This is a genomic window from Bifidobacterium scaligerum, assembly GCF_002802865.1.
Taxonomy (GTDB): domain Bacteria; phylum Actinomycetota; class Actinomycetes; order Actinomycetales; family Bifidobacteriaceae; genus Bifidobacterium; species Bifidobacterium scaligerum.
The window spans coordinates 538,584-561,963 of record NZ_PGLQ01000002.1 but is presented as its reverse complement, the minus strand read 5'-3'; the positions used below and the strand labels follow the sequence as shown (position 1 = coordinate 561,963).

The window sequence follows — 23,380 nt, the reverse complement described above, 5'->3', positions numbered from 1 at the left end:
ATGGGGGGCATGCCTTGGGTACTACAGTGATACCAGCACGTTGCCAAGGATGCAGCCGAACGCCATCAGGCTGGTGCAGCATTCCGTAATGCCTACAATCATCGGTTTCATCGTACGGCATCGAGCAATCATCGGCAATGCAACAGCGCGAACAAGCAGAATCACACCAAGCAGCACCAGATACCAGCTGCGACCTGCGGCTGCAATCCACCAAGTCAACAGAGCGATATGCCAAATCCATGAGGCGGCAACATAGGAGCGTCTACCACGTTCCCGAATCATCGTCTTGACAAACAGCACCGAACCGAACTGGGTTGCGGCAAAGCAAAGCGCCAACACCAAGCCCGGGAGCGAAACCTGCGGAATACTGGGGGAGTTCGCAGCATAATGAAGCGCAATCATCGCCATCACGCTGGCAGCGATCACCGCCGCGGCATTAGCCCATAGCGACCGTTCGCGACGGAACCATGCACCTGCGAATGCAACCGTCGCCAACACCATATATAACGGCGCCCATACCAGCACATCGAAGTGCATAATTAAGAATGGTATGCCAGCGCAAACAAGGGCGATTGCATAGCCGACCACTGGCGGCAGATATCGTGAAGCACAATGGGACTTCAGCCAGCGTGCGGCAGTGAATTCCACGCAGTAGCACAGTGCCCAGCATAAGAGCACCCACCATCCGCCGGCATTCGCAGTGGCATCAGGTTCGGTGACCGACCATACCGAGCCGCAGACCGCGCCGGCGAGCGCAGGTGCCAGTGCCATGACCCAAGCGCCGGGCTGATCGGGAATCCAGTCGCGCGCAGTGGTGCGTCGGGGCTGGGGATTCCGTGCGACGTTGCGTAGCATATCGGGCTGTCGCTGTGGCCGTTGCTGACTGTGCGGGAAAGATTGCTCGCTCATATATATAAGGTATCAATTCGCGTGCGTATCACCCTCAGCGCTGGTGATTGCCTCGGCGATATTGTCCTGACTGAAATCGTGATTGCGGTATTCGGGATCGTCTACCGGCAGATGGGTGACCAGCGTATCGAATACCTGACTATAGATTTCACCATGGCTGAGTACCGCATCCAGCACATGACCGCCGAAAGTATGGTCATCGGAGAGGAAATGTTCGTGGAATCCGGCTACAGCGGCACCATGGAACATTACGGGAGAAAAGTAGCCGAGCATGGTGCCGGTCACATCATGGCGCAGAAAGATGGCCTGACGATCGGCGACTTCCAACAGTGTGGGATACGGTGCCTGCTGTTTAATCACGGCACGGGTTTTCATGAAGCTAAACGTGCCGTGCACCTTTACTGAAAAGAAGGTGTTGGCACGTCCGTTGGCCTCGACGATACGTTCGTTGAGTGCTTCCAGGCCAATGTCTTCACGCGAGCATTGATACTGGAACGCCGCTCGATGTGAGTTGGCGAAAGGCATGGTGAAATCCGAGGGGACTTGCTCGGCGACACCGGACTGGCCGATCTTATAGGCGACGCCATCAAGGATGATGAGCTCACCATCCAGCCCCTCACCGGTGCCTATGCCGGTATCGCCGTGCTTGAGCAACTCGCCGATGGTAGTGGTGCCTTCCAGCAGACCCGGCACTAACAGCGCCAACGTGCCATGCTGGTACAGCACATTGGCGTCATGCGCGGTAATCGGATGAATGTTCTTGGCCAGTGATTGTGTCACATTAGCCACGGTAATCGTCTCCATCGGGCTGCACAATCACTCGCGCTCGATGCCGGACGTGACTTTCGCCACGCAACCATGAGAACCGTCCTGGATCCCACCGAATCCCACATGGCTAGGTGCGTTCGGCTCGCTTGCAATGCGGCTGAACAAGTCGAAGTCGATGCCATGAGAGTGCCGCTGCCTACGAGCGAGGAAGCCAATGTGGATAACTATGCAAGCTGGAACCACATAAGCCGAATCTGCTGTACAGTTCGTCTGCCATCCCGTAGCGTCGCATTATGAGAAGGAATAAAGAACTTGATCGAAGATTGGATGCGGCCCAACGGCGGCAGACGTGTCTGTGGGGTGAATCGGATTCACAATGCAGGATGCTTGTTCGTCGCGAAAAAGCGGGAGCGATCCTCCGCGTTTATCAAGGATTGTATATGCGCCCGGATTACTGGCTGTCGTTGGATGCGCGGAGCAGGTATCTTCACATCGTGCGGTCTCTGTCGCAGATGCATCCCGGATGGATTTTCTGTGATATGACGGCTGCCGCCGTGTATGGTGTCAATACTTCAACCCGTCATATGGACCTTATCCATATCCGTACCGTAGATGACAAACACGTACATGATTACGGTAAGGTGCGGCATCATTACATACGCGAAGAACATTATGAGATAGTCGATGGTATTCGCGTCACCCCGTTGGCGCGAACGGTATTCGATTGCGCTCGCGGACAATCGTTTCCTGATGCGCTTGCGGTTATTGAGGCTGTGCTGCGTAACCGGATGATGAATAAGGACAAGCTTGAACGATGCTTCGAATCCTTGCCCGGCTGGCATAGAAAAGCGGCGTTGGCGGCATTGAAACCGGCTACCGGCCATACCGAGAACGGCGGTGAAGCGTATTCGTTGGGCGTCATATTGGAGGAACGATTCGCAATGCCATTGCTACAGGAATCAATTGTGGATCCATACGATGCCTATACGGTGTATAGAGTCGATTTCGCTTGGCGCAATGATGCTGGTGGATTAATTGTGGCCGAACTTGATGGTCGTGTGAAATATACGGATCGTTCAATGTTCCGCAACGGGAGTCTTTCGGAGACGATCATCGCAGAAAAGGAACGAGAGGAACGTATCCGTCTGGTGGTAGATGATATGGTCCGCTTCTCGTTCCGGGAGGCATTGGATAGAGCGCCTTTGGTACATAAGCTTGAGTCCGTTGGAGTGCCGCGTCGCGGATAGGGCCAATAGGTGTGTATGAGCGCTGATGGATCATTTTCGATTGGTTTTGGCTAATGGAAATCGATTCATGGTGCCGGGTGAATGGAAGCGGGGCCAGCGAATTGATCCAATGCCATAGGCGAATGACCTATTGGATCATAACAGCCTAAGTAAGCAGATGTGGCCGGTTGGCCGGTCGGTTGGCCGGTCGGTTGACACTGATTGATTGATTGATTGATTGATTGATCAGGGGAATCGGGGGAGGGGCATAGGAGCCAGGAGAACCGGCAGATTACCGTTCTGGACATATCCCCACCATTTATTCTGGGTCTTTCCGCGCGATAAAGCATATTCTGGGCATTTACCGACCATGTAGAAGCAAAAAATGACGGTTTCAAGATACGTAAATGCCCAGAACAGGGAATGAGGGCCTGTTGGTGGTGGTATTTGAGTGACGACACGCCCGGATTCCTTACTGAGCTGTTTAGTCCCGCCCCAATGTTTGAATAAACAAGTTGCCTGATTTGGGCTCGCAAATTGGAATTAAAAAAGCGAGCGCAGGCCGGAGCGCTTCGAAGGGAGCGGATGCCGGAGACTGCGCACTGATGTGGATGACCGCCAGTGGACTTATGTCCAATGGGGGGGCATTACGCGCCGGTGCCCTAGAAGCAGGTTGGTAAAGTACAACGAACATCGCTAGAAAGGGCGGACGGCAATGGCGGGACAGAAAATCCGCATCAGGCTTAAGTCCTATGACCACGAGGTCATCGACCAATCGGCGAAGAAGATCGTCGAAACGGTGACGAACGCGGGCGCAACTGTTGTTGGCCCCGTTCCGCTGCCGACCGAGAAGAACGTCTTTGTTGTTATTCGTTCTCCTCACAAGTACAAGGATTCTCGCGAGCACTTCGAGATGCGCACTCATAAGCGCCTCATTGACATCGTGGACCCGACCCCCAAGGCCGTGGATTCTCTGATGCACATCGATCTGCCTGCAGACGTCAACATCGAGATCAAGCTGTAAGGGAGGAGGAAGCATTATGTCTAATCGCAAGGCTCTGCTGGGCAAGAAGCTCGGCATGTCCCAGGTGTGGGATGAGAACGGCTTCTTCGTGCCCGTCACTCTTGTCGACGTGTCCACCAACGTGGTGACCGCCGTGAAGACCGAGGAGTCCGATGGCTACAAGGCCGTCCAGCTCGGCTACGGCGCCATCGACCCGACCAAGGTGACCAAGCCGCTGGCTGGCCACTTTGCCAAGGCTGGTGTCACCCCGCGTCGTCACCTCGTTGAGGTGCGCACCGACAACGTCGAGGAGTTCGAGGCTGGTCAGGAACTGGCCGCCGATCTGTTCGAGGAGGGCGCTCTGGTCGACGTGACCGGCACCACCAAGGGCAAGGGCTTCGCCGGTACCATCAAGCGTTGGGGCTTCAAGTCCTACCGTCGTTCTCACGGCTCTCACAAGAACGAGCGTCGTCCCGGTTCTGTGGGCGCATGCGCTACCCCGAGCCGTATTCTCAAGGGCAAGCGTATGGCCGGTCGCATGGGTCATGTGACCTCCACCGCGCTGAACCTCACCGTAGTCTCCGCTGACGTCGAGAACGGCGTCATCGCCATCAAGGGTGCCCTTCCCGGCCCCAAGGGCGGCATCGTTCTCGTCCGTTCCGCAGTGAAGGGAGCCTGATAAACCATGGCAAACGTTACTCTGAACGTCACTGACGCCAAGGGCCAGGCCACCGGCACCGTCGAGGCCCCTGCTGAGATCTTCGGCTTCTCCGCCGAGGACGTGCAGGCCCACATCCCGCTGATCCACCAGGTTGTCGTGGCTCAGCTCGCTGCTGCTCGTCAGGGCACCCACGCCACCAAGACTCGTGGCATGGTTTCCGGCGGCGGCAAGAAGCCGTGGAAACAGAAGGGCACCGGTCGTGCTCGTCAGGGCTCCATCCGCGCTCCGCAGTGGTACCACGGCGGCACCGTGTTCGGTCCTCAGCCGCGCGACTACTCCCAGCGCACCCCCAAGAAGATGAAGGCTGCAGCCCTGCGCTACATCCTGTCTGACCGCGCCAACGCCGGCCGCATCGCCGTTGTGGACTTCGGCATCACCGATACTCCGTCCACCAAGGCTGCTGTCGCCGCTCTGAACCCGGTCATTTCGGACAAGTTCGCCACGATCGTCTTCACTCGTGAGAACATCAACGAGTGGCTTTCCGTGCGCAACCTGCCGAACGTTCATCCGATTTTCGTCGATCAGCTCAACACGTACGATGTGGTCACCGCTCAGTACGTGGTCTTCACCAAGGAAGCTTTCGAGGCTTTCGTGGCTGCCAAGACCGAGCCGAAGGAGGCCTGATTTAGATGGTCGCTATTCACAAGCCCGCTCACGACGTCATTCTTAAGCCCGTCGTCTCCGAGAAGAGCTACGCCGGTTCCGACCGCGGCCAGTACACCTTCGTGGTGGCCAAGGATGCGAACAAGGTGCAGATCAAGCAGGCAATCGAAGAGATCTTCAAGGTCAAGGTGACGAACGTCAACACCCTGAACCGCGCTGGCAAGAAGCAGCGCACCCGCACCGGTTTCGGCCAGCGCGCTTCCCAGAAGCGTGCGATCGTGACCGTGGCCGAGGGCCAGACGATCGACATCTTCGGCAACTGAAGGCTAGCCGAGAAAAGTTAAAGGAAGACTAGATTATGGCTATCCGCGTTTACAAGCCGACGACCGCAGGCCGTCGCAACGCGTCCGTCTCGGACTTCTCCGATCTGACGCGCTCCACGCCTGAGAAGTCGCTGGTTCGCAAGAAGTCCAAGACCGGCGGTCGTAACTCCTACGGCCGTATCACCTCCCGTCATCGCGGCGGCGGTCACAAGCGCCAGTACCGTCTCATCGACTTCCGTCGTTGGGATAAGGACGGCGTGCCCGCCAAGGTTGCTGAGATCGAGTACGATCCGAACCGTTCCGCTCGTATCGCCCTCCTGCACTTCGCCGATGGTGAGAAGCGTTACATCATCGCTCCGAAGGGCATCAAGCAGGGTGACGTCATCGAGACCGGTGCCCAGGCTGATATCAAGCCGGGCAACAACCTGCCGCTGGCCAACATCCCGACCGGTACCGTGGTCCACAACATCGAGCTCAAGCCGCTCGGTGGCGCTAAGATCGCTCGTTCCGCCGGTGCCTCCGTCCAGCTCGTCGCCAAGGATGGCGCTTACGCTCAGCTGCGTATGCCTTCCGGCGAAATCCGCAACGTCGACGCACGCTGCCGCGCTACCGTCGGCGAGGTCGGCAACGAGGACCACGCCAACATCCAGCTCGGTAAGGCTGGTCGTGCTCGTTGGATGGGCAAGCGCCCGATCACCCGTGGTGAGTCCATGAACCCGGTTGACCACCCGCACGGCGGTCGTACCCGCGGTGGCAAGCCGCCGGTCTCCCCGTGGGGCAAGGGCGAGGTTCGTACTCGTCGTCCGAAGAAGGCTTCGAACAAGATGATTGTTCGTCGTCGTCCGTCTGGCAAGAACCGCAAGTAAGGGAGTATCGAGAAGATGACTCGTAGCATCAAGAAGGGCCCCTTCGTCGACGCCCACTTGCAGAAGAAAGTCGACGAGCAGAACGAGAAGGGCACCAAGAACGTCATCAAGACGTGGTCCCGTCGTTCGATGATCACTCCTGACTTCATCGGACACACCTTCGCCGTTCACGATGGTCGCAAGCATGTCCCGGTGTTCGTCACCGAGGCCATGGTTGGTCACAAGCTGGGTGAGTTCGCCCCCACGAAGACCTTCAAGGGTCACGTGAAGGACGACAAGAAGGCCCGCCGCTAAAGGATAAGGAATAGAACATGGAAGCTAAAGCAATCGCTCGTCACGTCCGCGTGACGCCGCGCAAGGCTCGCCGCATGGTCGACCTCATCCGCGGCAAGAAGGCGACCGACGCCGTTACCATTTTGAAGTTCGCCCCTCAGGCTGCGGCCCTGCCGGTCCGCAAGACCCTGGAGAGCGCCATCGCTAACGCTCGTGTGAAGGCCGACAAGGCCGGCGAGCCGTTCCGCGAGAACGACCTGTACATCAAGGAGACCTTCGTTGACGAAGGCGTGACCCTCAAGCGCTTCCGCGCTCGTGCCCAGGGCCGTGCCGCTCGTATCAACAAGCGCACCTCCCACATCACGGTCGTCGTGGCTAACAAGGAAGGAGCCCGCTAAAGATGGGTCAGAAGATCAATCCGTTTGGCTACCGTCTGGGCATCACCGAGAACCACCGTTCCAAGTGGTTCTCTGACTCCAACAAGGCCGGCGAACGCTACCGTGACTTCGTGCTTGAGGACGATCTGATCCGCAAGGAGATGAACAAGGATCTTGAGCGCGCCGGTGTGTCCCGCATCGTCATCGAGCGTACTCGCGATCGCGTCCGCGTCGACATTCACACCGCTCGTCCGGGCATCGTGATCGGTCGTCGTGGTGCCGAGGCCGAGAAGGTCCGCGCCAAGCTTGAGAAGCTGACCGGCAAGCAGGTCCAGCTCAACATCTTCGAGGTCAAGAACGCCGCGCTGGATGCCCAGCTCGTCGCTCAGGGCATCGCTGAGCAGCTGACCAACCGTGTCACCTTCCGTCGTGCCATGCGCAAGGCCCAGCAGGACGCCATGCGCGCCGGTGCCAAGGGTATCCGCATCAAGCTCTCCGGCCGCCTCGGCGGTGCGGAAATGAGCCGTTCCGAGTTCTACCGTGAGGGCCGCGTTCCGCTGCAGACCCTCCGCGCCCTCATCGATTACGGCTTCTTCGAGGCCAAGACCACCTATGGCCGCATCGGCGTCAAGGTGTGGATCTACAAGGGCGACATGACCGAATCCGAGTTCGAAGAGCAGCAGGCTCAGCAGAACAACAACCGTCCGGGTCGTCGTGGCGATCGTCGTCCGCGCCGTGGCAACCGTTCTGCCGCCCCGCAGGCCGCCGAAGCCCCCAAGGCCGAGGCCGCTGCTGAGGCCGCTCCGGCTGCAGAAACGAAGGAGTGAGCAAGAATGCTTATCCCCAAGAGGACTAAGTACCGCAAGCAGCACCGTCCCGTGCGTTCTGGCATGTCCAAGGGCGGCAACGAGATCAACTTCGGTGATTTCGGTATCCAGGCTCTGGCTCCGGCCTATGTGACCAACCGCCAGATCGAGGCTGCTCGTATCGCCATGACCCGTTACATCAAGCGTGGTGGCCGTGTGTGGATCACGATCTTCCCGGATCGCCCGCTGACCAAGCACCCGCTCGGCGCCCGAATGGGTTCCGGTAAGGGTGCCCCGGAGTTCTGGATCGCCAACGTGCGTCCCGGCCGCGTGATGTTCGAGATCGGTGGCGTTTCCGAGGATGTCGCCCGCGAGGCTCTGCGCCGCGCTGTCGACAAGCTCCCGATGAAGTGCCGTATTATCGCACGTGAAGGTGGTGATATCTGATGGCAATCGGTACCGCTGAGTACTCCATCAAGAACCTCAACGAGAAGACCAACGCGGAGATCGAGGGCTTCCTGAAGAAGTCCAAGGAAGAGCTGTTCAACCTGCGCTTCCAGCACGCCACTGGTCAGCTCGAGAACACCGCCCGTCTCAAGGCCGTCAAGCACGATATCGCTCGTATGTACACTGTGCTGCGCGAACGTGAGCTTGGCATCAGCCAGGAGCCGGCCGCTACCGAATCCAAGGAGCAGTGATTATGGCTGAAGAGCGTAACTTCCGTAAGGTTCGCCGCGGCTACGTCGTGTCCGACAAGATGGACAAGACGATTACCGTCGAGCTCGAGCAGCGTTCGACCCACCCGCTGTACGGCAAGGTCGTTCGTTCCACCAGCAAGGTCAAGGCCCATGATGAACACAACGACGCCCACATTGGCGACCTCGTGAGTATTATGGAGACTCGGCCTCTGAGCAAGACCAAGCGCTGGCGTCTCGAATCCATTATCGAGCGCGCCAAGTAAAAACAAGTTCGGCAAGGCTCGCCGTCCACCGGGCGCGGTTAGATAGATGTTCTGTGCGTTTATCCGACCGCGCCCGGTGTGCGGGGAGAACCAGCTCGGCTAAGGAGAATCAATGATTCAGCAGGAAACGCGGCTTCATGTCGCCGACAACACGGGTGCGAAGGAACTCCTCGCCATCCGAGTGCTCGGCGGATCGAAGCGACGCTATGCCGGCATCGGCGACGTGATCGTCGCCTCCGTCAAGGACGCCATTCCTGGCGGGTCGGTCAAGAAGGGTGACGTGGTGAAGGCCGTCGTCGTCCGTACTGTCAAGGAATCCCGTCGTGCAGACGGTTCCTACATCAAGTTCGACGAGAACGCCGCCGTTATTCTCGGCTCCGGCCGCGAACCGAAGGGCACTCGTATCTTCGGACCGGTTGGTCGTGAACTGCGTGAGCACAAGTTCATGAAGATCGTGTCCCTCGCCCCGGAGGTGATCTGACATGGCAGCCAAGATCAAGAGCGGCGACCTGGTCAAGGTCATCCGCGGTAAGGACCGCGGCAAGGAAGGCACCGTTAAGCAGGTGCTGCCGAACGATCGACTGATCGTCGAGGGTGTGCAGATCGTCAAGAAGCACGTGCGCGCCACGCAGCAGGGCCAGCAGGCCGGCATCGTCTCCACCGAGGCTCCGATCCATCGCTCCAACGTGATGCTGATCGACCCGGAGACCAAGCAGCCGACCCGTGTTGGCATCATCGTCAAGGAAGAAGCGCGTGACGGCAAGGTCAAGACCGTGCGTGTGCGCGTTGCCAAGAAGTCCGGAAAGGAGCTGGCATGACCGATACTATCGTCGAAGCGCCGGCCACCCCGCGCTTGAAGGTCAAGTACAACGAGCAGATCATTCCTGAGCTGGAGAAGGAGTTCAAGTACTCCAACCCGATGCAGGTCGCTCGTGTGCAGAAGGTTGTCGTCTCCATGGGTGTCGGTGCCGCCGCTCGCGACTCCAAGCTCATCGAAGGCGCTGTCAAGGACCTCACCCTGATCACCGGTCAGAAGCCGAAGATCACCAAGGCCAAGAAGTCCGTTGCTCAGTTCCACCTGCGCGAAGGCCAGGCCATTGGCGCATACGTCACCCTGCGCGGCGATCGTATGTGGGAGTTCCTGGACCGTCTGCTGACCCTGGCTCTGCCTCGTATCCGCGACTTCCGCGGCATCAACGGCCACCAGTTCGATGGTCAGGGCAACTACAACTTTGGTCTCACCGAGCAGTCCATGTTCCACGAGATCGATCCGGATTCGATCGATCACGTGCGCGGTATGGACATCACTGTGGTGACCTCCACCAAGGACGACACGGAAGCTTACGCGCTCTTGAAGCACCTCGGCTTCCCCTTCAAGGAGAACTGATATGGCAAAAACCGCTCTGAAGAACAAGGCGGCCGGCAAGCCGAAGTTCAAGGTCCGCGCTTACACGCGCTGCCAGGTCTGCGGTCGTCCCCACTCCGTCTACCGCAAGTTCGGCCTGTGCCGCATCTGCCTTCGTGAGAAGGCCCATCGCGGCGAGCTGCCCGGAGTTACGAAGTCCAGTTGGTAAACATCGACGCTGAAGGTCCGCGGCCCGAACGTCTTGCATAATGCAGACGCGAGGGCGGCGGAAACCATAGCGAGAAAGGGCAATTAGCCCAAATGACAATGACAGATCCGATCGCAGACATGCTGACTCGTCTGCGTAACGCGAGCGCGGCCAAGCACGAAACCGTGGATATGCCGTACTCCAAGTTCAAGGCGAACATCGCCGAGATCCTGAAGCGCGAAGGCTTTATCAAGGACTTCACCGCTAAGGAAGCCAAGGTCGGCCAGACTCTTGAGGTCACCCTCAAGTACGGTCCGAACGGTGAGCGTTCCATTCAGGGCATCAAGCGCATCTCCAAGCCGGGCCTGCGTCGCTACGCCAAGTCCGACTCCCTGCCGATGCCGCTCGGTGGCCTGGGTATCGCCATCATCTCGACCTCCTCGGGACTGTTGACTCAGAAGGAATGCCTCGACCGAGGCATTGGCGGCGAGATTGTCGCCTTCGTGTGGTGAGAAAGGAGAGCTGAAACATGGCATCGCATATTGGTAAGCTCCCTATCGCCATTCCTGCTGGCGTCGAAGTCACTATCGAGGGCCAGAACTTCACCGCCAAGGGCGCTAAGGGTTCTGATTCCTACGTGATTCCGGAAGGCATCACCGCTGTTGTGGAGAACAACGAGATCGTCCTCACCCCGGCTGATGATCTGCGCCCGACCCGTGCCAAGCACGGTCTGGCCCGTTCCATCATGGCCGGCATGGTCAAGGGCGTGCACGATGGCTACTCCAAGACCCTTGAGATCGTCGGCACCGGTTACCGCGCCGTCGCCAAGGGCAAGGGCATCGAGTTCTTCCTCGGCTACTCCCACACCATCACTGTCAACCCGCCCGAAGGCATCACCTTCGAGGTGCCGAACGCCAACCAGGTGATCGTCAAGGGTATCGACAAGCAGGCCGTGGGCCAGGTTGCCGCCAACATCCGCAAGCTGCGCGCTCCGGAACCCTACAAGGGCAAGGGCGTCAAGTACGCCGATGAGCGCATCCTGCGCAAGGCTGGAAAGGCTGGTAAGTGATATGAGCGTCGCTATTCTCGGAAAAGGCAAGAAGACTGCTCTCAAGCGTCGTCACGCACGTATCCGCAAGCGCATCTCCGGCACCCCCGAGCGTCCGCGCCTGGTGGTCACCCGTTCCAACCGTCACATGGTTGCTCAGGTGGTAGACGATACCAAGGGCATCACCCTGGTCTCTGCTTCCACCCTGCAGGCTGATTTCGCCGGCTTCCAGGGCACCAAGTCCGAAGCCGCCAAGAAGGTTGGCCAGCTGATCGCCGAGAAGGCCAAGGCCGCTGGCATCACCGAGGTCGTTTTCGACCGCGGTGGCAACAAGTACACCGGTCGCGTCGCAGCCGTTGCTGAAGGCGCCCGCGAGGGAGGTCTTGCACTGTGAGCGACAACGAAACGAAGGAAACCCAAGTGGCTGAAGAGACTCAGAACACTGTGGCGACCGAATCCAACAACGAGGACCGCAAGGGTCGTCGTGGCCAGCGCGGTGAAGGCCGCCGTGGCGAGCGTCGCAACCGTCGCGAGGAGAACCGCGGCGACGAGATGCTCGATCGCGTGGTGACCATCAACCGTGTGTCCAAGACCCACAAGGGCGGCCGTACCTTCAGCTTCGCCGCTCTGGTTGTTGTCGGCGACGGCAACGGCACCGTGGGTGTCGGCTACGGCAAGTCCCGTGAGGTCCCGGCCGCCATCGCCAAGGGCCAGCTTGACGCCAAGAAGCACATGTTCACTGTGCCTCGCGTCCGCGGCACCATCACCCACCCGGTTCAGGGTCACGACGCCGCCGGCACTGTGCTGCTGCGTCCGGCCGCCCCGGGTACCGGTGTAATCGCCGGTGGTTCTGTGCGCGCCGTCATGGAGTGCGCAGGCATTACCGACGTGCTGTCCAAGTCCATGGGCTCCGCCACCGCGGTCAACGTGGTGCGCGCCACCGTGGATGCCCTCAAGCAGCTTGAGGAGCCCGAGGAGATCGCCGCCCGTCGTGGTCTGGCCCTCAACGAGGTCGCTCCCGACGCTCTGCTGCGTGCCCGTGCCGCCGGCATCGCCGAGGCTCGCAAGGCCCGTGAAGAGGCTGCTGCCAAGGCCGCCGCTGATGAGAAGGATGGTGAGTGAGAATCATGGCTAAGAACCTGAAGATTACCCTGCACCACGGCATCGTGAACCGTACTCCGGCTCAGCGCGCCACCATCAAGACCCTCGGCCTCAACAAGATCGGCAAGACCGTGGTCCGTGAGGACACCCCGGCCAACCGTGGTCTGGTGAACGCCGTGCGTCACCTGGTCACCGTTGAGGAGGTTGACTGATTATGGCAGATAACGAAATCCTGCAGATGCACGACCTGAAGCCCGCCCCGGGTGCCAACAAGGATCGCATCCGCGTTGGCCGTGGTGAAGGCTCCAAGGGCAAGACCTCCGGTCGTGGCGCTAAGGGCCAGACCAAGCGCAATCACGTGCGTCCTGGCTTTGAAGGCGGCCAGCTGCCGCTGTACATGCGCCTGCCGAAGCTTCGTGGCTTCAAGAACCCGTTCAAGGTCGAGTTCCAGGTCATCAACATCGCCCGTCTCGTGGAGATCTTCCCCGAGGGTGGCGAAGTGACCGTGGCCGATCTGGTGGCCAAGGGCGCTGTTCGCAACAACGCTCCGGTCAAGGTTCTGGGCGAAGGCGAGACCACCGTGGCATTCACCCTGAAGGGTGTTAAGGCTTCGGCTTCCGCCAAGTCCAAGATCGAAGCTGCTGGCGGCTCCGTCTCCGAGGACTGATTCGTTCTCTGAGCGCCTTATTACAGCTCAATGAATAACCCCTTCCATCAAGATGGTGGAAGGGGTTATTCAATATATTCGGGCGAGCATCTTGAGATAAGGGTGTCTTAAGTAGGCACGTTAGACTATGCTCGTTCGATAGTTTGTGTATTCTCGCGTGCGTTGGGCACGCTATAGGGAGGAAACCCAGGTGAGGACATTAATCCAGGCCCTGAAGACCAAGGAACTGCGGAAGAAGATCCTTTTCGTACTGTTCATCATCATCGTCTATCGCATCGGGTCGTTTATTCCGACTCCGGGTGTCGATTACAACGTGGTGAACGACTGCATGGCCAAGCTTGGCAACACCTCTCAGGAGAACTTCATCGGTCTGGTGAACCTCTTCTCCGGTGGCGCTATGCTCCAGCTGTCCATCTTTGCGCTGGGCGTTATGCCATACATCACCGCATCCATCGTGGTACAGCTGTTGCGTGTGGTTATTCCGCGCTTTGAGGCTTTGCATAAGGAAGGCCAGTCCGGTGAGGCGAAACTCACCCAGTACACCCGTTATCTGACCATCGGTCTGGCGGTCCTGCAGTCCACTACCATTCTGGTCACTGCCCGTTCCGGCGCGCTGTTCAACAACATGTGCGATCAGGTGATTCCCGACGGTTCCGTATGGAACCTGGTGGTCATGGTGCTTATCATGACCGGCGGCACCGGTTTGATCATGTGGATGGCAGAGCTCGTCACCGATAAGGGCATCGGCCAGGGCATGTCCATCTTGATCTTCATGTCCATCTGCTCCGGCTTCCTGCCGCAGCTGTGGGAGATCGGCTATGGTACCAACGGCACTGATGGCGACTGGATCAAGTTCGGCATCGTGGTCAGCGTGCTGGTGGTCATTCTCATCTTCGTGGACTTCGTCGAGCTGTGCCAGCGTCGTGTTCCGGTGCAGTACACCCGTCGTATGATCGGCCGCAAGATGTACGGCGGTTCCTCCACATACCTGCCGCTGAAGATCAACATGTCCGGTGTGATTCCTCCGATCTTTGCGTCCTCGATTCTCGCCATCCCGACGCTGATCGCCCAGTTCGGCAATGATGATCAGTCTTGGGTCAAGTGGATAAACTCCAATCTGGCGAACACCACTTCCGTGTGGTACATCGCGCTGTACGCCCTGATGATCGTGTTCTTCTGCTTCTTCTACACCTCGATCACGTTCAACCCGGACGAGACCGCCGACAACATGAAGCAGTACGGTGGCTTCATTCCGGGTATCCGTGCCGGCAACGCCACGAGCCGTTACCTGACTTACGTCATGAATCGCCTGAACACGGTCGGTGCCGTGTACCTGCTGTTCGTGGCTCTGATTCCTACCGTGCTGATCATGAGCCTGGGCCTCAACGCTCAGTTGCCGTTCGGCGGCACCACGATTCTGATTATCGCCGGCGTGGGACTGGATACGTTGCGTCAGGCGAAGGCTCAGACCGAGCAGTTCCAGTACACCGGCTTCCTGCTGGAGAACGTGGATCATAAGGAAGGCTGACGCCCTCTTGACGGACGTCGGATGACGAACCATCAGTTCTTTCTTGTTCGTGGTCCGTTTGCCAAAATTCAATGGCTCCCCTTCACCGGGGAGCCACAACCGTATCAATAACCAATACATAAGGAGACCACCATGCGTCTGCTCATCATGGGCCCTCAGGGCGTCGGCAAGGGCACTCAGGCTGCCCTGCTCGCCGAACACTTCAACATCCCCACGATTTCCACTGGTGATATCTTCCGCTACAACATCAAGAACAAGACCGAGCTTGGTCTTGAAGCCATGAGCTACACCGATAAGGGCGAGCTGGTTCCGGATTCCTTGACCAACAAGATCGTCAAGGATCGTCTGGCCAAGGAGGATTGCGCGAACGGCTGGATTCTCGACGGCTATCCGCGCAACGCCGCACAGGTCGAGGCTCTCGACGAGATGCTGGCCGAGCTCGGCACCCCGCTGGATCACGTCGTGGCTCTGGACGCCGATCGTGAGGTGCTGCTGGAGCGTATGAAGAAGCGCGCCGCCGAACAGGGCCGTGCCGACGACACTCCTGAGGCCATCGCCAAGCGTCTGGAAACCTATGAGAAGGAGACCGCTCCGCTGCTGGACACCTACAAGTCCCGCGGTCTGCTGGTCGCTGTCAATGGTGTAGGCGAAATCGCCGAGATCAGCAAGACGATTATCGCCGCGCTGAGCTGAGCCGTCGGAAAGCGAATATCACATTTATCACGAGATGCCCGTATGCGACACGCCGAGTGCTGCATACGGGCATCCTGCGTATATAGTTATAAGTTGGTGTGTCTTCGGACATATCTTAAGTAATTCGTCCAAGGGATAGGAACCAGAGGCGCATGGCAAAAGACGGTGTGATTGAAGTCGAAGGTCAGGTAGTGGAAGCATTGCCGAACGCGATGTTCCGCGTTGAACTCGAAAACAAGCATATCGTGCTCGCAACGATTTCCGGCAAGATGCGTAAGAACTACATTCGCATTCTGCCTCAGGATCGTGTGGTGCTAGAGATGAGCCCTTATGATCTCAACCGCGGACGCATTACGTACCGTTATAAGTAAGGTACAAAGTAAAGGATAACCATGAAGGTCAGCCCTAGCGTGAAGAGGATCTGCGAAAACTGCCGCGTGATCCGCCGTCACGGCCGCGTCATGGTGATCTGCATCAACCCGCGCCACAAGCAGCGTCAGGGCTGAGAGCAGATTCTCCAGCGGCACCAGTAAAACAAGGCACTCCCTCACAGTGCTTCCCCGCAAGGGAACGACACTGAACCACGGGTACGTAGGCCCGTGCCGGGAAACCGGGCGAGTGGGTGCAAGACCTACGGAAACAAGAAGGAATCGCAATGGCACGTCTTGCCGGAGTCGACATCCCCAATGAGAAGCGCATCGAGATCGCCCTCACCTACATTTTCGGTGTGGGTCGCACTCGTGCCAAGGAAACGCTTGCCACGACCGGTATCAACCCGGACATCCGCGTCAAGGATCTCACCGACGAGCAGCTGATTACGCTGCGTGACTACCTCGAAGCCAACTACAAGATCGAGGGTGATCTGCGTCGTGAAATCGATGCGGATATTCGTCGCAAGATTCAGATCAACTGCTACCAAGGCCAGCGTCACCGTAAGGGACTTCCTGTGCGCGGCCAGCGCACCAAGACCAACGCCCGCACCCGCAAGGGCCCGAAGCGTACGGTCGCCGGAAAGAAGAAGGCCACCAAGTAATAGGTGGCACGATCCGAGCCACGGCAATGTATACAGACCATCGCTCGGACACCAACAAATAAGTTCGTTACTAGGAAACGAGGGTCAATGGCAGCGCCTAAGCAAGCCGCTCGTAAGCCCCGTCGTCGCGATCGTAAGTCGATCCCGGTCGGCCAGGCTCACATCAAGTCCACTTTCAACAACACGATCATTTCGATCACCGATCCGTCCGGCGCCGTGGTGTCCTGGGCCTCCGGTGGCGATGTCGGCTTCAAGGGCTCCCGTAAGTCCACGCCGTACGCCGCTGGTATGGCTGCCGAGTCCGCCGCCCGCAAGGCGATGGAGCACGGTGTCAAGAAGGTCGACGTGTTCGTCAAGGGCCCGGGTTCCGGTCGTGAAACCGCCATCCGTTCCCTGCAGTCCGCGGGTCTTGAGGTTGGTTCCATCACCGACGTCACCCCGCAAGCCCACAACGGCGTTCGTCCTCCGAAGCGTCGTCGCGTCTGAGCACTCAGCAATACCAAATCCATCCAAAACCGCCTGACCGGTGAGTGCACCACCGAGTTCAAGCTGAAAGGATAACCACAGTGCTTATTGCACAGCGTCCGACTCTTACCGAGGAATCTCTGAATCCGCAGCGCTCCCGCTTCACCATCGAGCCGCTTGAGCCTGGCTTCGGCTACACGCTCGGCAACTCGCTGCGTCGCACGCTGCTGAGCTCCATCCCGGGTGCAGCCGTGACTTCCGTGCGTATTTCCGGCGCCCTGCATGAGTTCACCACTCTGCCCGGCGTTCAGGAAGACGTTACCGAGATCCTGCTGAACATCAAGGGCATCGTGCTCACCAGCGAATATGACGAGCCTGTGGTCATGTATCTGCGCAAGAGCGGCAAGGGCGAGGCTGTCGCCGGGGACATCACCCCGCCGGCCGGCGTCACCATTGCCAACCCGGATCAGCATATCGCCACCCTCGCGGAAGATGGCGAACTCGAAATCGAGTTCACCGTCGAGCGCGGCCGTGGCTATGTACCGGCCCAGATGAACAAGCAGGACAATGATGAGATCGGTCGTATCCCGGTCGATTCCATCTACTCCCCGGTACTCAAGGTGAGCTACAAGGTCGAGGCCACCCGTGTGGAACAGCGCACGGACTTCGACAAGCTCATTCTGGACGTGGAGACCAAGCCCGCCATCTCTCCGCGTGATGCGGTGGCTTCCGCCGGCTCGACCCTGGTTGAGCTCTTCGGCCTGTGCCGTGAACTCAACGTTCAGGCGGAGGGCGTAGAGGTTGGCCCGGCTCCGGTAGCCGAGGAGACCAACCCCGAGATGGCAGTCCCGATCGAGGACCTCAACCTGACGCAGCGTTCGTACAACTGCCTCAAGCGTGAGGGCATCCACACCATCGGCGAGCTTGTCTCCCACACCGAGCAGGACCTGCTCGACATCCGCAATTTCGGTATGAAGTCGATCGATGAGGTCAAGGAGAAGCTGCAGACCCTGGGTCTGAGCCTCAAGTCCTCGCCGATGGCTTTCGATACCAACAACCTCGAAGGTGGCACGTTCTTCTCGCCGGAAGACGAGTGACCTGCCTCTTTGAATAATCGTTCGCTACTAGGCAAGCGGATGTTCGGGCATCTGCCCACCTGCTTGCCTGGCGTTGCGAACATATAAGGAGTAAACCCAATGCCTACACCTAAGAAGGGCCCGCGTCTGGCTTCCAGCCCCGCGCACGAGCGCCTCATGCTGGCAAACATGGCGACCAGCCTGTTCCAGAACGGCCGTATCACCACTACGCTGCCGAAGGCCAAGCGTCTTCGTCCGCTGGCTGAGCGCCTGATCACCCTCGCTAAGCGTGGTGACCTGCACTCCCGCCGTCGCGTGATGCGCGTCATTCGCAACAAGTCCGTGGTGCACGTGCTGTTCACCCAGATTGCCGAGCAGATGGAGCAGCGTGAGGGTGGCTACACCCGTATCGTCAAGATCGCTCCGCGCGTCGGCGATGCCGCTCCGGCTGCCATCATCGAGCTCGTCACTGAGCCGGTTGCCAAGAAGGCTGTCGTGAAGGAAGCTGAAGCTGCCACCAAGGTCGCCGAGACTGAAGCTCCGGTTGCCGAGGCCACCGAAGCTCCGGCCGAAGAGACTGCCGCTGCCGAGGCTCCTGCCGAGAACGCTGAGTGAGCTCACTGAGTTAACCGCTCTACAGCGCTCATTTTGGAGGGTTGGAATCCAAGCGATTCCAACCCTCTTTTCATATCTTGCAAATCTCAAATTTCATATCCGGCGATATTCACTCCCTCACGGCGTGCGGCATATTTCGCACGGTACGGTTAACCGGGCGAACTGTGATACGGGGGTGTTTGAACGCCATGCGGATGCCATGGGATTTAGGGAAGTGTGCGTACAGCGCGAATCGCCTCGGCTCGGGAGGCCAGCTGGTCGTCCGGGGGATATGCGATGTGCTCCAGCGTCAGCCCCTGCGGCGCAATCGGCCCGCTTGAACCCTCACGCACGGGTTCGGCCATTTTCCCGGCGAACCAATCCAAGGACTTGCGTCCCGATCCCACCTTCACGCACGAGCCGACCAGGGAACGCACCATGTTGCGGGCGAAGGCGTCCGCCACGATCGTGAACACCAGCAGTCCGGACTCCAATGACGGCGTCCGATAGGCCTCGCCCATGGCCAGTCCTTCCGGAACCAGGGGAGCGGCCGGTACCCGGCGCCAATACGCGGTTTTGACCTCGCGAATCGTGGTGCCACCGGGATTCGGCGTCGCGAACGAACCGAAATCATGCAATCCAATGGTCATAGATGCGGCCTTGTTCATCACATCCACATCCAGGGCCTCATCAACCCGCAGCACACAGCCGCGCAGCCGTGGGTCCACCTCGCTCGACCGGTCGGCCACACGGTACACGTACGTGCGTTCCAGCGCGGAGAACCGGGCGTCGAACCCATCCGGCGCCACGGACACCCGATGCATCACGATGTCCGCGGGCAGCACGGCCTTGAGCCGGCGGGCCAAAGCCTCGCAGACTGGCACGTCCATGTGGCCCTGGCATCGGGCGAGCACCTCCGGCGATACGTCGAGATGCGCCACCTGATGTGACGCATGCACGCCGGTATCCGTACGGCCCGCAACCGTGAGTCGCAACGGCTCGTCCGGATCATCGACGGGCACCCGCAGCACCTTGTGCAGGGAATTCTCAATCGTCCCCTGCACCGTGCGCAACTTAGGCTGGCGTGCCCAACCGAAAAACCCACCACCGTCGTAAGCCAAATCAAGGCGAAGTCGTGTCATCGTCATAGCCCACCATCCTATCGGCATCGGAAGGCATCATGTCCACGTGCATACTCGGGCCCCACCCACGCGCATACCCAAGTGACCTGCCCGTAACATATCCGCGCGATTGCCGAAACGGGCCCGGCATAGATTACAGACAACAAGACCCCTTGCGGTTGGCGTCAGCGCGCTCAAAGCGTCGCCGGAATCTACCGAAAGGGGGTGGCAGCAGACGTATGGAACGGCCCGAAACGGCCGGTCGAGTCACGGCAAAGGCAAGGAGCAGACAGCATGATCGAATCAGCGGCACACAAGCTGGCGCATGAACTGGTGAACCGTCGCGAGGCCATCAACCGTGAGCTGTCACGTAATGGCGTGCGTTTCGGCATCTACAAGAACGGTGAGTATCACGATCGACTGTTCCCCTACGATCCGGTGCCGCGCATCATCGAATCGGATGAGTTCGACGAATTGGAAAAGGGCCTCAAGCAACGCGTCAACGCCCTTAACGCCTATCTGAAAGACATCTATTCAGACAAGAGCATCATCCATGACGGCGTGATTCCCGAGGAATACGTGTACACCTCCGCCGGTTACTTCCCGCAAGTCAATGGTGTCACTCCTCCTGGAGGCATTTTCGCGCATATCGCCGGCGAGGATCTGGTGCAAGGCGAAGACGGTCGCTGGTGGGTGCTGGAAGACAACCTGCGTATTCCGTCGGGCGCCAGCTATCCGCTGTTCGTACGTGACATCGAGCGTCGAATCTCGCCGCGACTGTTCCGTGACGTGCATATTCGAGACAATCGAGAATATCCTCGCCTGTTGCGCAAAGCCATGGATTTCGTGTCCACCGAGGGCATCGCCGTGGTCTTGACCCCGGGCCGGTACAATTCCGCATTCTTCGAGCACGCGTATCTGGCCGAGAAAACCGGGGCTGCGCTTGCCTTCCCGGAGGATCTCGAAGTGGTGGATAACAAGGTCTATTTCCTCGACTATGCGGGCAAGCGCCATCGCGTTGGCGTGGTGTACCGTCGCCTTTCGGACGAGTACTTGGATCCGTTCGCCTTCAACCCGGATTCGGTGATCGGCGTGCCGGGAATCCTTTCCGCATACCGTTCCGGCAACGTGGCCATCGTGAATGCGCCTGGCAACGGTGCGGCCGATGACAAAGCCATCTATTACTTCGTGCCACAGATGATCAAGTATTATCTCGGCGAAGAACCGATTCTGCACAATGCGCCGACCTATATGCCGATGTTCGAGGCCGATCGCAAGGAAGTGCTCGACCGGCTCGGCGAACTGGTGATCAAGGACGTGGCAGAAGCCGGCGGCTATGGCGTGGTGTTCGGATCGTCGTTGGATGCCAAGGCCCGCGAGGAACTGGCGGACCGTATCAAGGCCGAGCCTCGCCGTTTCATCGCCCAAGAGGTGATCCAGTTCCGCGACATCGACGTATTCGACCCGTCCACCGGACGGATGTCGCCGCGCAAGTGCGATTTGCGTGCTTTCGTGGTCACCGGCAAGAACACGCACGTCTGGTATTCGGGTCTGACCCGCTACTCGTCGGTGCCCGGGCAGATGATCGTCAACTCCTCGCAAGGCGGCGGCTTCAAGGATACGTGGGTGCTGGCTCCCGAAACCGGAGTGGAGCATGAGTTCGGTGCCGAAGTGCAGGTGGCCAACCTGCTCAGCCAGTCCCGCCATCACTCGTTGTCGCTGGTCACCGCGTCCAAGGCCGATAACCTGTACTGGCTTGGCCGCTACACCGAACGTGCGTTCACGACGTTGAACCAATTCTTCCCGTTCTATGACCGCGTGATGGACACGGATGTGGATGCTTTCCGTCCGTTTGCGCATGCGCTCGACCTGCCTGAAGATTTCGAAGACTTCGACGAGTTCGTCCGCAACTTCCTCTATGACGGCACCAATCCCGACTCGGTGCGATCGGCCGTGACCGCGGCGTTCAACAACGCCGTGATTCTGCGCCCCGAATTAAGCTCGCGTCTGCTGCAGTATGTGGAACTCGCCATGACGAACATCACCGATGCCGCGCGAAAGGCCGATAACGCCGAGGATCTCTACAACCATCGCGATCTGGCTGATGACATGCTCGCCTTCTGGGGAGGCATCGAGAACTCGTCGGTCGATCCGACGCTGAAGGCCTTCATCTTCATTGGCAAGTATCTGGAGCGCATCGATCTGTATACGCGATTCGGCTTGACGATGGCCGATATGGAGGCGCCGCTCAAGAAGCTGGCCTCCTATTCGATGGTGCTTGACGGTATGCCGTTGCCCAGTTGCTTTGCCGACGGGTTGAGCTGGCTTGTGGGCCAGCTGCCCTCACGCGGATACCAGAATGTCGCCGACCTGCTGAAAAAGTACCTCGACGACTACTCCGGTCGTATCAGCGCATTGGCCATCAAGGACATGGGATCGTTGAGCTCGATGAACATGGATGCCAAACGCCCCTGACGCCGTTTGCTGTTCGATTGCCCTGTGACTGTTTCGAGCGACTGTCGTACGCGCTTGTTCCGTATGCGGTTGTCCGAAACGGTTTTCCTGTTCTCTTTGCTCCACAGCGCCGCTGACGGACGGCAATGGTATGGTAGTAGCACACGAATGGCGTTCGAGTATGCCCGTTGTACGTCGATATGTTGGATTCGTCGCCGGCCGTACGCGAATGTCTGAAGTCGCTGGGTGGCATATGCCACATGATATGTACCAGAAAGTATTGGTAGCCGGTTCTGCGGAAGATCAGGAGACGTTGTGAAGAAACTCGTGTTCGACTATGAGATGAAGCTCACCTTCAGCTCGCCAGTTACCGATCACCGGTTCCAGTTGCGTTGCATTCCCGCCACAGGTCCACGTCAGCAGGTGATCGACGTGGAGGTGAAACTCACGCCGGATGTTGAGCTGGAAACCACCATCGACTCGTTTGATTCCGTGGTCATGACCGGCTTCATTCCCGAGCCGCACGAAGTCTTCAACTATTCGGTGACCGGCATCGCGTTCGTGGACAACGCACACATCAAGAAGGAGATCTACAAGCCGCTGTATCGCTTTGATTCGGCGCTGACCATTCCCGGACCGTGTATCGAGGCGATGATCGACTTGTGCGGCAGGCAACTTGCCGGTTTGCCGGACGAGGCCACGCCGATTCAACGAGCCAGCGAGGTGATGGACGAGGTATACAAGGCGTTCGTCTATACGCCAGGTTCGACGACGATCCGTACCACCGCCGAACAGGCGCTCGCACAACGTCAGGGAGTGTGCCAGGACTATGCGCATGTGATGCTGTCCGTCTGCCGCCATGTGGGACTTACGGCCCGGTATATCGCAGGATTGCTGGGAGGCGAGGGAGCGACTCACGCTTGGGTGGAAGTCTATCAGGACGGACGTTGGATCGGACTTGATCCCACGCATAACCGACTGGTCGACGACAACTACATCACCATCGCCCATGGTCGTGACTACCGCGATTGCATGCTTGATATCGGTATCTTCTCCGGGTACAACGTGGAACAGACCCAGTGGGTCAACGCTTCCGTCCATGAGCAGATCGCGTGATGCCTCGGCGTCCGCATTGCTCTGGCCGTGTTGACGGGCTTTGCGAAACACCGGTTTGCGTCGATTTGCCAGATTGAAAGATTATGGCATAATAA

35 protein-coding genes are annotated in these 23,380 nt (G+C 58.9%); 32 read left to right on the top strand and 3 right to left on the bottom strand.

Annotated features, from left to right (window positions below; all coding sequences use genetic code 11):
- Positions 1 to 21 precede the first annotated feature (21 nt).
- The gene (locus CUU80_RS05530; RefSeq protein ID WP_100496315.1) at positions 22 to 855 is read right to left on the bottom strand and encodes a YwiC-like family protein; all 834 of its coding nucleotides are present in this window, start codon (positions 853 to 855) and stop codon (positions 22 to 24) included.
- Between the two features lie 66 nt (positions 856 to 921).
- The gene (gene budA, locus CUU80_RS05525) at positions 922 to 1,689 is read right to left on the bottom strand and encodes an acetolactate decarboxylase (RefSeq protein WP_100496422.1); all 768 of its coding nucleotides are present in this window, start codon (positions 1,687 to 1,689) and stop codon (positions 922 to 924) included.
- Between the two features lie 428 nt (positions 1,690 to 2,117).
- Between budA and CUU80_RS05520 the strand changes: the two genes are divergently transcribed.
- From CUU80_RS05520 to rplQ, 30 genes are all read left to right on the top strand, one after another.
- The gene (locus CUU80_RS05520; RefSeq protein ID WP_100496314.1) at positions 2,118 to 2,924 is read left to right on the top strand and encodes a hypothetical protein; all 807 of its coding nucleotides are present in this window, start codon (positions 2,118 to 2,120) and stop codon (positions 2,922 to 2,924) included.
- 694 nt (positions 2,925 to 3,618) lie between these two features.
- The gene (gene rpsJ, locus CUU80_RS05515) at positions 3,619 to 3,927 is read left to right on the top strand and encodes a 30S ribosomal protein S10 (RefSeq protein WP_003808013.1); all 309 of its coding nucleotides are present in this window, start codon (positions 3,619 to 3,621) and stop codon (positions 3,925 to 3,927) included.
- Between the two features lie 16 nt (positions 3,928 to 3,943).
- Complete coding sequence (gene rplC / locus CUU80_RS05510; protein WP_100496313.1) at positions 3,944 to 4,585, top strand: 50S ribosomal protein L3; 642 nt, start codon at positions 3,944 to 3,946, stop codon at positions 4,583 to 4,585.
- 6 nt (positions 4,586 to 4,591) lie between these two features.
- A complete protein-coding gene (rplD, locus tag CUU80_RS05505; protein WP_100496312.1) occupies positions 4,592 to 5,251 on the top strand; it encodes a 50S ribosomal protein L4 in 660 nt (219 codons plus the stop codon).
- 5 nt (positions 5,252 to 5,256) lie between these two features.
- Entirely contained in the window at positions 5,257 to 5,553 is a 297-nt protein-coding gene (gene rplW, locus CUU80_RS05500; RefSeq protein ID WP_100496311.1) for a 50S ribosomal protein L23, read from the top strand.
- A 35-nt stretch (positions 5,554 to 5,588) separates the two neighbouring features.
- Positions 5,589 to 6,419 (top strand): 50S ribosomal protein L2, encoded by an 831-nt coding sequence (gene rplB, locus CUU80_RS05495; protein ID WP_100496310.1) that lies wholly within the window; start codon positions 5,589 to 5,591, stop codon positions 6,417 to 6,419.
- A gap of 15 nt (positions 6,420 to 6,434) precedes the next feature.
- Positions 6,435 to 6,713, top strand: a complete 279-nt coding sequence (gene rpsS, locus CUU80_RS05490) for a 30S ribosomal protein S19 (protein ID WP_003814508.1) — start codon at positions 6,435 to 6,437, stop codon at positions 6,711 to 6,713.
- Between the two features lie 17 nt (positions 6,714 to 6,730).
- A complete protein-coding gene (rplV, locus tag CUU80_RS05485) occupies positions 6,731 to 7,090 on the top strand; it encodes a 50S ribosomal protein L22 (protein ID WP_094666728.1) in 360 nt (119 codons plus the stop codon).
- Positions 7,091 to 7,092: 2 nt separating this feature from the next.
- Positions 7,093 to 7,896 (top strand): 30S ribosomal protein S3, encoded by an 804-nt coding sequence (rpsC, locus tag CUU80_RS05480; RefSeq protein ID WP_100496309.1) that lies wholly within the window; start codon positions 7,093 to 7,095, stop codon positions 7,894 to 7,896.
- 6 nt (positions 7,897 to 7,902) lie between these two features.
- Positions 7,903 to 8,322: a 50S ribosomal protein L16 gene (rplP, locus tag CUU80_RS05475; RefSeq protein ID WP_100496308.1), complete on the top strand. Its 420-nt coding sequence runs from the start codon at positions 7,903 to 7,905 to the stop codon at positions 8,320 to 8,322.
- Positions 8,322 to 8,573: a 50S ribosomal protein L29 gene (gene rpmC / locus CUU80_RS05470; RefSeq protein ID WP_100496307.1), complete on the top strand. Its 252-nt coding sequence runs from the start codon at positions 8,322 to 8,324 to the stop codon at positions 8,571 to 8,573. The genes rplP and rpmC overlap by 1 nt, the downstream gene beginning before the upstream one ends.
- A gap of 2 nt (positions 8,574 to 8,575) precedes the next feature.
- A complete protein-coding gene (gene rpsQ / locus CUU80_RS05465; RefSeq protein WP_007055338.1) occupies positions 8,576 to 8,836 on the top strand; it encodes a 30S ribosomal protein S17 in 261 nt (86 codons plus the stop codon).
- A gap of 112 nt (positions 8,837 to 8,948) precedes the next feature.
- Complete coding sequence (rplN, locus tag CUU80_RS05460; RefSeq protein WP_003829893.1) at positions 8,949 to 9,317, top strand: 50S ribosomal protein L14; 369 nt, start codon at positions 8,949 to 8,951, stop codon at positions 9,315 to 9,317.
- A gap of 1 nt (position 9,318) precedes the next feature.
- Positions 9,319 to 9,654: a 50S ribosomal protein L24 gene (rplX, locus tag CUU80_RS05455; protein WP_100496306.1), complete on the top strand. Its 336-nt coding sequence runs from the start codon at positions 9,319 to 9,321 to the stop codon at positions 9,652 to 9,654.
- Complete coding sequence (rplE, locus tag CUU80_RS05450; RefSeq protein WP_100496305.1) at positions 9,651 to 10,223, top strand: 50S ribosomal protein L5; 573 nt, start codon at positions 9,651 to 9,653, stop codon at positions 10,221 to 10,223. The genes rplX and rplE overlap by 4 nt, the downstream gene beginning before the upstream one ends.
- Before the next feature lies 1 nt (position 10,224).
- A complete protein-coding gene (locus CUU80_RS05445; RefSeq protein WP_003814530.1) occupies positions 10,225 to 10,410 on the top strand; it encodes a type Z 30S ribosomal protein S14 in 186 nt (61 codons plus the stop codon).
- A 92-nt stretch (positions 10,411 to 10,502) separates the two neighbouring features.
- A complete protein-coding gene (rpsH, locus tag CUU80_RS05440) occupies positions 10,503 to 10,901 on the top strand; it encodes a 30S ribosomal protein S8 (RefSeq protein WP_100496304.1) in 399 nt (132 codons plus the stop codon).
- Positions 10,902 to 10,918: 17 nt separating this feature from the next.
- Complete coding sequence (gene rplF / locus CUU80_RS05435; protein ID WP_100496303.1) at positions 10,919 to 11,458, top strand: 50S ribosomal protein L6; 540 nt, start codon at positions 10,919 to 10,921, stop codon at positions 11,456 to 11,458.
- Position 11,459: 1 nt separating this feature from the next.
- Positions 11,460 to 11,831, top strand: coding sequence for a 50S ribosomal protein L18 (rplR, locus tag CUU80_RS05430; RefSeq protein WP_100496302.1), 372 nt, complete (start codon positions 11,460 to 11,462; stop codon positions 11,829 to 11,831).
- The gene (gene rpsE, locus CUU80_RS05425) at positions 11,828 to 12,559 is read left to right on the top strand and encodes a 30S ribosomal protein S5 (protein ID WP_100496301.1); all 732 of its coding nucleotides are present in this window, start codon (positions 11,828 to 11,830) and stop codon (positions 12,557 to 12,559) included. The genes rplR and rpsE overlap by 4 nt, the downstream gene beginning before the upstream one ends.
- 5 nt (positions 12,560 to 12,564) lie before the next feature.
- A complete protein-coding gene (rpmD, locus tag CUU80_RS05420) occupies positions 12,565 to 12,750 on the top strand; it encodes a 50S ribosomal protein L30 (protein WP_100496300.1) in 186 nt (61 codons plus the stop codon).
- 2 nt (positions 12,751 to 12,752) lie between these two features.
- Positions 12,753 to 13,205: a 50S ribosomal protein L15 gene (gene rplO / locus CUU80_RS05415; RefSeq protein WP_100496299.1), complete on the top strand. Its 453-nt coding sequence runs from the start codon at positions 12,753 to 12,755 to the stop codon at positions 13,203 to 13,205.
- Positions 13,206 to 13,395: 190 nt separating this feature from the next.
- Complete coding sequence (secY, locus tag CUU80_RS05410) at positions 13,396 to 14,733, top strand: preprotein translocase subunit SecY (protein WP_100496298.1); 1,338 nt, start codon at positions 13,396 to 13,398, stop codon at positions 14,731 to 14,733.
- Positions 14,734 to 14,865: 132 nt separating this feature from the next.
- A complete protein-coding gene (locus CUU80_RS05405; RefSeq protein ID WP_100496297.1) occupies positions 14,866 to 15,426 on the top strand; it encodes an adenylate kinase in 561 nt (186 codons plus the stop codon).
- Between the two features lie 152 nt (positions 15,427 to 15,578).
- Positions 15,579 to 15,797, top strand: coding sequence for a translation initiation factor IF-1 (infA, locus tag CUU80_RS05400; RefSeq protein WP_003808114.1), 219 nt, complete (start codon positions 15,579 to 15,581; stop codon positions 15,795 to 15,797).
- A gap of 21 nt (positions 15,798 to 15,818) precedes the next feature.
- Positions 15,819 to 15,932 (top strand): 50S ribosomal protein L36, encoded by a 114-nt coding sequence (rpmJ, locus tag CUU80_RS05395; protein ID WP_003842636.1) that lies wholly within the window; start codon positions 15,819 to 15,821, stop codon positions 15,930 to 15,932.
- Positions 15,933 to 16,081: 149 nt separating this feature from the next.
- Positions 16,082 to 16,459, top strand: a complete 378-nt coding sequence (gene rpsM, locus CUU80_RS05390; RefSeq protein ID WP_100496296.1) for a 30S ribosomal protein S13 — start codon at positions 16,082 to 16,084, stop codon at positions 16,457 to 16,459.
- A gap of 87 nt (positions 16,460 to 16,546) precedes the next feature.
- The gene (gene rpsK / locus CUU80_RS05385; protein WP_003814580.1) at positions 16,547 to 16,945 is read left to right on the top strand and encodes a 30S ribosomal protein S11; all 399 of its coding nucleotides are present in this window, start codon (positions 16,547 to 16,549) and stop codon (positions 16,943 to 16,945) included.
- A gap of 80 nt (positions 16,946 to 17,025) precedes the next feature.
- Positions 17,026 to 18,021, top strand: a complete 996-nt coding sequence (locus CUU80_RS05380) for a DNA-directed RNA polymerase subunit alpha (protein ID WP_100496295.1) — start codon at positions 17,026 to 17,028, stop codon at positions 18,019 to 18,021.
- Positions 18,022 to 18,120: 99 nt separating this feature from the next.
- On the top strand, positions 18,121 to 18,615 hold the full coding sequence (gene rplQ / locus CUU80_RS05375; RefSeq protein ID WP_100496294.1) for a 50S ribosomal protein L17: 495 nt from the start codon (positions 18,121 to 18,123) through the stop codon (positions 18,613 to 18,615).
- Positions 18,616 to 18,821: 206 nt separating this feature from the next.
- Here the strand turns inward: rplQ and CUU80_RS05370 are convergent, their stop codons facing one another.
- Positions 18,822 to 19,736: a tRNA pseudouridine synthase A gene (locus CUU80_RS05370; RefSeq protein ID WP_100496421.1), complete on the bottom strand. Its 915-nt coding sequence runs from the start codon at positions 19,734 to 19,736 to the stop codon at positions 18,822 to 18,824.
- Between the two features lie 273 nt (positions 19,737 to 20,009).
- Between CUU80_RS05370 and CUU80_RS05365 the strand changes: the two genes are divergently transcribed.
- Entirely contained in the window at positions 20,010 to 22,190 is a 2,181-nt protein-coding gene (locus tag CUU80_RS05365) for a circularly permuted type 2 ATP-grasp protein (protein WP_100496293.1), read from the top strand.
- A 294-nt stretch (positions 22,191 to 22,484) separates the two neighbouring features.
- Entirely contained in the window at positions 22,485 to 23,285 is an 801-nt protein-coding gene (locus tag CUU80_RS05360) for a transglutaminase family protein (RefSeq protein WP_100496292.1), read from the top strand.
- Positions 23,286 to 23,380 lie beyond the last annotated feature (95 nt).